Source organism: Actinoplanes sp. NPDC048791 (assembly GCF_040650095.1).
Taxonomy (GTDB): Bacteria; Actinomycetota; Actinomycetes; order Mycobacteriales; family Micromonosporaceae; genus Actinoplanes.
Window position 1 is genome coordinate 1 of the sequence record NZ_JBEZGQ010000605.1, and the last position, 5,221, is coordinate 5,221.

Consider the following 5,221-nt stretch of genomic DNA (forward strand, 5'->3'; position numbering starts at 1 on the left):
GCGCAACCGGCCGGCCCGCGCCGCGGCGGCCCAGGCGGTCAGCGTCACCACGGCGAGCGCGCCCCCGGCCACCACCGCGTCGACCCACAGCGTCACCCCGTTGTCGGACGTGCCGTACAGCCGGTTGGTCTGGGCCAGGACCGGCAGGGTCAGCAGGTTCCCGGCGACGACCCCGAGCACGGTGCCGGCCGCGGCGGGGATCAGCGCCTGACCGAGGTACGCCCGGACGACCTGGGCCGGGGTGAAGCCCAGCGCCTTGAGGATGCCGATCCGGCGGGTGCCGGTGCTGACCGCCCCGGCGATCACGTTGCCGATGATGAGCACCGCCATCACCACGCCCAGCACCCCGAACGCGATCAGGAACGGCACCAGCAGCGCGGCCTGGCCGACGGCGCTCTGCCGGGTGGCCAGCCAGGACACGGCTCCGGTGAGAGCGCCGGCCGGCACCGTGGCGGCGATCGCTGTGCGGGCGGCGTCGACCTGGGCCGTGGTGCCGGCGGCGGTGAGGCGGTAGAGCATCTGGTACCCGGCCGGGCCACGGTCGCCGGTCCAGGCGGTGACCTGCCCCGGGGTCACCCAGGCATCGGCGGTCCGGCTGACCGAGCGGGCGATGCCGACCACGGTCACGTCGGGGCTGCCGGGCGGGTCGGCGACCGTCCACACCGTACCGATCTTGACCGGTGGTCCGCGGAAGCGGCTGTCCTCGGCCAGGACCAGCTCGCCGGGGGCCGTGGCCCACCGGCCCGCGGTCAGGGTGACCCGATCGACCGGGCCGTCCGCGGCGGACCGGCCGACGACAGTCATCGGTGGCCGCGGGTGACCGCCAGGCCCCCGCGCGCTGATCTGGGTGATGGGGAACGGTCCGGCCGCGGCGTCGATCCCGGCGGCCCCCGCGGACGCCGTCAGCTGCGCCACCGTCGCCTTGGCCGGGTCGAACTGGGCGGTCAGGTGTGCGCCCTGCTGCTGTCCGAAGGCCCGGTCGAACGGCGCTCGGGAGGCGACCAGCAGAGAGCCGCCGAGCACGGCCGAGGTCACCGCGATCAGCACGACCATGGTGATCACCACGGTCTGGACCCGGTGGCGGCCCGCTCCGGCGCGGACCACCCGTCCCAGCGTGCTCATCGGACGGCCGCCGTCGTGTCCGCGGCCACCCGGCCGTCGCGGAGCTGCACCGTACGGGTCGCGCAGTTCTCGGCCAGCGCCAGGTCGTGGGTGACCAGCACGATCGTCTGACCGTCGGCGTGCAGCTCGTTGAGCAGCCGCTGGACCTCCTCGCCGGCGGCGGTGTCCAGGGCCCCGGTCGGCTCGTCGGCCAGCAGCAACGCCGGCCGGTTCATCAGCGCGCGGGCCACGGCGACCCGCTGCCGTTCCCCGCCGGAGAGCCGGCCCGGGTACGCGGCGGCGTGCCGGTCGACGCCGAGCACGGTTAGCAGCTCGGTGGCCCGGCGCTGTGCGGCGGTGCGGGCCATGCCGGCGAGCTGGGCCGGCAGCATCACGTTGTCGGCGACGGTCAGGTCGTCGAGCAGGTTGAAGAACTGGAACACCAGACCGATCCGGGCCCGCCGGTACTTGGCCGACGCCGCTTCGCCCAGCTTGTCCACGGCGACGCCGTCCACCGTGACCGTGCCGGTGCTCGGGCGGTCCAGCCCGGCGATGAGGTTGAGCAGCGTGGACTTGCCGCTGCCGGACGGGCCGAGGATCGCCACCGACTCCCCGGGCTGCACGGTCAGGGACAGCTCCCGCAACGCCGGGGGTCCGTCGTCGTAGCGTCGGGTCACGTCCCGCAATTCGATCAACGGCGCGGTCATAGTGGTCTCCTCGTCGGATGGCAAGCCGCAGACGGGCTCTGCGGCGTTGACGCTAGGGGCGGGCCCGGACCGGACACATCGCCACCGGGAGGCATCTCTGGTACCGCAACGGGATGAGCCCGGCGCGGCGTCATCCCTGAGATGTAGGCGTGCGAGGTAGCGCGCACCCGTCCCGAGACGGATACCGCGGTGCCGCCCCGGCGACGAGAATGAGCCGGTGACCGAACGTGCGCTGCTGGGCCGGCTGCGGGCCGGGGTACGGGCGCTGACCCGTCCGGCCGGCCCGCTGCCACCGTTGCCGCTGCGGGGCCAGGTGTTCGACGCCGTGCTGGCGCTGGGCCTCGGCATCGCCGCGATCCAGGCCGGTGACGAGGGCATCCAGAACCGGGCCCGGTTGGTCAACTGCCCGCTGCCGGACCCCGGCCCCGGACCGGCACCGGTGTGCGAGCCGGTGTGGCCGCCGTTCCTGCCGGTCGACGAGGGCCAGTCCGCCGGTCCGACGACCCTGCTGCTCCTGCTGGTGGTGCTGCCGCTGGTGTTCCGGCGCCGCTATCCGCTGGGCGTGCTGTGGATCGTGCTGGCGCTGGCCACGGCGGTCAGCGAAAATCCGGCGGCGTTGCGGCTGTCGTTCTTCGCCTGCGTCATCGCGGGCTACACGGCCGCGGTCTTCAGCCCGTACCGGTTGCCCGCGCTGGCGAGCCTGCCGGTGGCGGCGGTGCTGCACAACACCTTGCAGTCGGACGCCAGCTCGGTGGCGGACAGTGCGGTGCCGTACCTGATCCTGCTGCCCATCGCCGTCGCCGCCGACGGCCTGCGCCGGTGGAAACACCGCGCCGACGAGGGGCAGGCGCGGATGGCGGTGATGGCCCACGAGCAGGCCGAGGCGGTGCGCCGGGCCACCGAGCACGAACGGGCGCGGATCGCCCGGGAGCTGCACGACGTGGTGACGCACAACGTCAGCGTGATGGTGATCCAGGCCGGCGGCGCCCGCAAGATCATGGACTCGGCGCCCGAGCAGGCGAAGGAGGCGCTGCTGGCGGTCGAGGCCAGCGGCCGGTCGGCGATGACCGAGCTGCGCCACGTGATGGGCCTGCTCACCATGCAGGCCGAAGGCCCCGAGCCGGCGAGCGACGCGGACCTGGCCCCGCAGCCGGGTCTCGACGGGCTCGACGGGCTCGTGCAGCGGATGCGCGACACCGGCGTGCCGATCGAGCTCACCCGCAGCGGGCACCGGATGCCGCTGCCGTCCGGGGTCGAGCTCACGGTGTACCGGCTGGTGCAGGAGGCGCTGACGAACATCGTCAAGCACGCGGCCGGCGCCTCGGTGCGGGTGACGCTGGCCTACGGCGACGACGACGTGCAGGTCGAGGTGGCCGACACCGGTGGCCGGTCCGGCGCCGCGGCCGCCACCGGGGCCGGGCGGGGGCTGATCGGCCTGCGCGAACGGCTCGCCGTCTACGGTGGGGTCCTGCAAGCGGGACCGCGGCTCAGCGGCGGATACCGCGTCCACGCCCGGATCCCGGTGGAGGTGTCGTGACCACGGCACTGCGGGTGGTGGTCGCCGACGACCAGGCGCTGGTCCGCGCCGGCTTCCGGATGATCCTCACGGCGGACGGCATCGAGGTGGTCGCCGAGGCGACGAACGGGGCCGAGGCGGTCGACGCGGTCCGCCGGCACCGGCCCGACGTGGTGCTGATGGACATCCGGATGCCCGAGATGGACGGGCTGGCGGCCACCCGGCAGATCCTCTCCGGCACCGGTGCGGCGCCGCGGGTCATCATGCTGACGACGTTCGACCTCGACCACTACGTGTACGCGGCGCTGACCGCCGGGGCCAGCGGCTTCCTGCTCAAGGACGTCACCCCCGAGCACCTGGTGAACGCCGTACGGCTGGTCCGCGACGGCGACGCGATGCTCGCCCCGGCGATCACCCGGCGGCTGGTCGAACGCTTCGCCCAGCGCGACGCCGACGTGCCGGTCGTGCACCGTGACCTGAGCGTCCTGACCCCGCGCGAGCTGGAAGTGCTCGGCCTGCTCGCACACGGGCTGAGCAATTCCGAGCTGGCCGGCCGGCTGCACCTGTCGGAGGCGACGGTGAAGACCCACGTCGCCCGGATCCTGGCCAAGCTCGGGCTGCGGGACAGGGTCCAGGCCGTCGTTGTCGCGTACCGCACGGGTCTGGTCAATCCGTGACCCGGGAGCAGGTGATCGCCGAGGTCGCGGCCCGGATCCCGGCGGCGGCCGGCGCCGTGCGGGTCGCGGTGGACGGCGTCGACGGGGTCGGCAAGACCACGTTCGCCCGGGAGCTCGCCGCCGCGCTGCGCGCGCGGGAGCGGCCGGTCGTGCACGTGTCCGCCGACGGCTTCCATCAGGTACGGGCCGTCCGGCATCGGCGGGGCCGCACCTCACCGGAGGGTTTCTGGCTGGACTCGTACGACTACCCGGCGCTGATCTCCGCCGTGCTGGCGCCGTTCGGGCCGGGTGGCGACCGGCGGTATCGCAGCGCCGTGCACGACGTCGCCACCGACGAGGTGCTCGATCTGCCCTGGGTGCAAGCGCCGGCCGACGCCGTACTCGTGGTGGACGGGTTGTTCCTGCACCGCGACGAGCTGGCCGCCCACTGGGACTTCTCGATCTTCCTGACCGCGCCGTTCGCCGTAACCGCGCAGCGGATGGCCCGGCGCGACGGCACCCATCCGGACCCGGACCATCCGAGCATGGCCAGGTACGTGCAGGGTCAGCGCCTCTACTTCGCCGCGTGCCGGCCGTGGGAGCGCGCCGATCTGGTGATCGACAACAGCGACATCGGCCGGCCGACGCCGGTCGTGGAACAGAGGTAGAGCTTGCTGGGAACCGTGCTCGCGGCGGCCGGGGTCTTCGCCGGCACCAACGTCGACGACCTCATCGTGCTGACCGTGCTGTTCCTCGCGGCCCGCGCGGCGGGCCGGCCGCGGCCCTGGCAGATCTGGGCCGGGCAGTACGCCGGCATCACCGTGCTCGTGGCGGTCTCCGCGCTGGCCGCCCTGGGCCTGGCCCTGGTGCCGGACGAGTGGGTCGGCCTGCTCGGCCTGGTCCCGATCGCGCTCGGCGTGCGCGGGCTGATCGGCGCGGCCCGCGGCGGTGCTGACGACGACTCGCCGGTGGCCGCCGGGAACGCGCTCGCGGTGGCCGGCGTGACCATCGCGAACGGCGCGGACAACATCGCGGTCTACACGCCGATGTTCCGCACGCTGGGAGCCGGCGGCAGTGTCGTGGTGGTGCTGGTCTTCGCGGTGCTGATCGCGGTGTGGTGCGCGGCGGCGTCCTGGCTCGGCTCGCACCGCCGGATCATCGAACTGGTCCGCCGGCACGGGCACTGGCTGGTGCCGCTGGTCTTCATCACCATCGGCCTGGTGATCCTCATCGAGTCGGGC

6 protein-coding genes are annotated in these 5,221 nt (G+C 74.0%); 4 read left to right on the forward strand and 2 right to left on the reverse strand.

Annotated elements, in window-relative coordinates; genetic code table 11:
- Together AB0C29_RS32370 and AB0C29_RS32375 are read right to left on the reverse strand one after the other, a co-directional pair.
- Window positions 1-1,122: FtsX-like permease family protein (locus AB0C29_RS32370; RefSeq protein WP_360828254.1), on the reverse strand; the 1,122-nt coding region annotated here is incomplete at its 3' end.
- Complete coding sequence (locus tag AB0C29_RS32375) at window positions 1,119-1,808, reverse strand: ABC transporter ATP-binding protein (protein ID WP_360828257.1); 690 nt, start codon at window positions 1,806-1,808, stop codon at window positions 1,119-1,121. The genes AB0C29_RS32375 and AB0C29_RS32370, both read right to left, overlap by 4 nt.
- Window positions 1,809-2,025: 217 nt before the next feature.
- Between AB0C29_RS32375 and AB0C29_RS32380 the strand changes: the two genes are divergently transcribed.
- The 4 genes from AB0C29_RS32380 to AB0C29_RS32395 all read left to right on the forward strand — a co-directional run.
- Window positions 2,026-3,345 (forward strand): histidine kinase, encoded by a 1,320-nt coding sequence (locus tag AB0C29_RS32380; protein WP_360828260.1) that lies wholly within the window; start codon window positions 2,026-2,028, stop codon window positions 3,343-3,345.
- Complete coding sequence (locus AB0C29_RS32385) at window positions 3,342-4,001, forward strand: response regulator transcription factor (RefSeq protein WP_360828263.1); 660 nt, start codon at window positions 3,342-3,344, stop codon at window positions 3,999-4,001. Before AB0C29_RS32380 ends, AB0C29_RS32385 begins: the two co-directional genes overlap by 4 nt.
- The gene (locus AB0C29_RS32390; protein ID WP_360828266.1) at window positions 3,998-4,648 is read left to right on the forward strand and encodes a uridine kinase; all 651 of its coding nucleotides are present in this window, start codon (window positions 3,998-4,000) and stop codon (window positions 4,646-4,648) included. Before AB0C29_RS32385 ends, AB0C29_RS32390 begins: the two co-directional genes overlap by 4 nt.
- A 3-nt stretch (window positions 4,649-4,651) precedes the next feature.
- Window positions 4,652-5,221: cadmium resistance transporter (locus AB0C29_RS32395; RefSeq protein ID WP_360828269.1), on the forward strand; the 570-nt coding region annotated here is incomplete at its 3' end.

Bases quoted from the DNA above. Each gene is read 5' to 3' on its own strand.
- AB0C29_RS32375 (WP_360828257.1), bottom strand. From the start codon at position 1,808: ATGACCGCGCCGTTGATCGAATTGCGGGACGTGACCCGACGCTACGAC.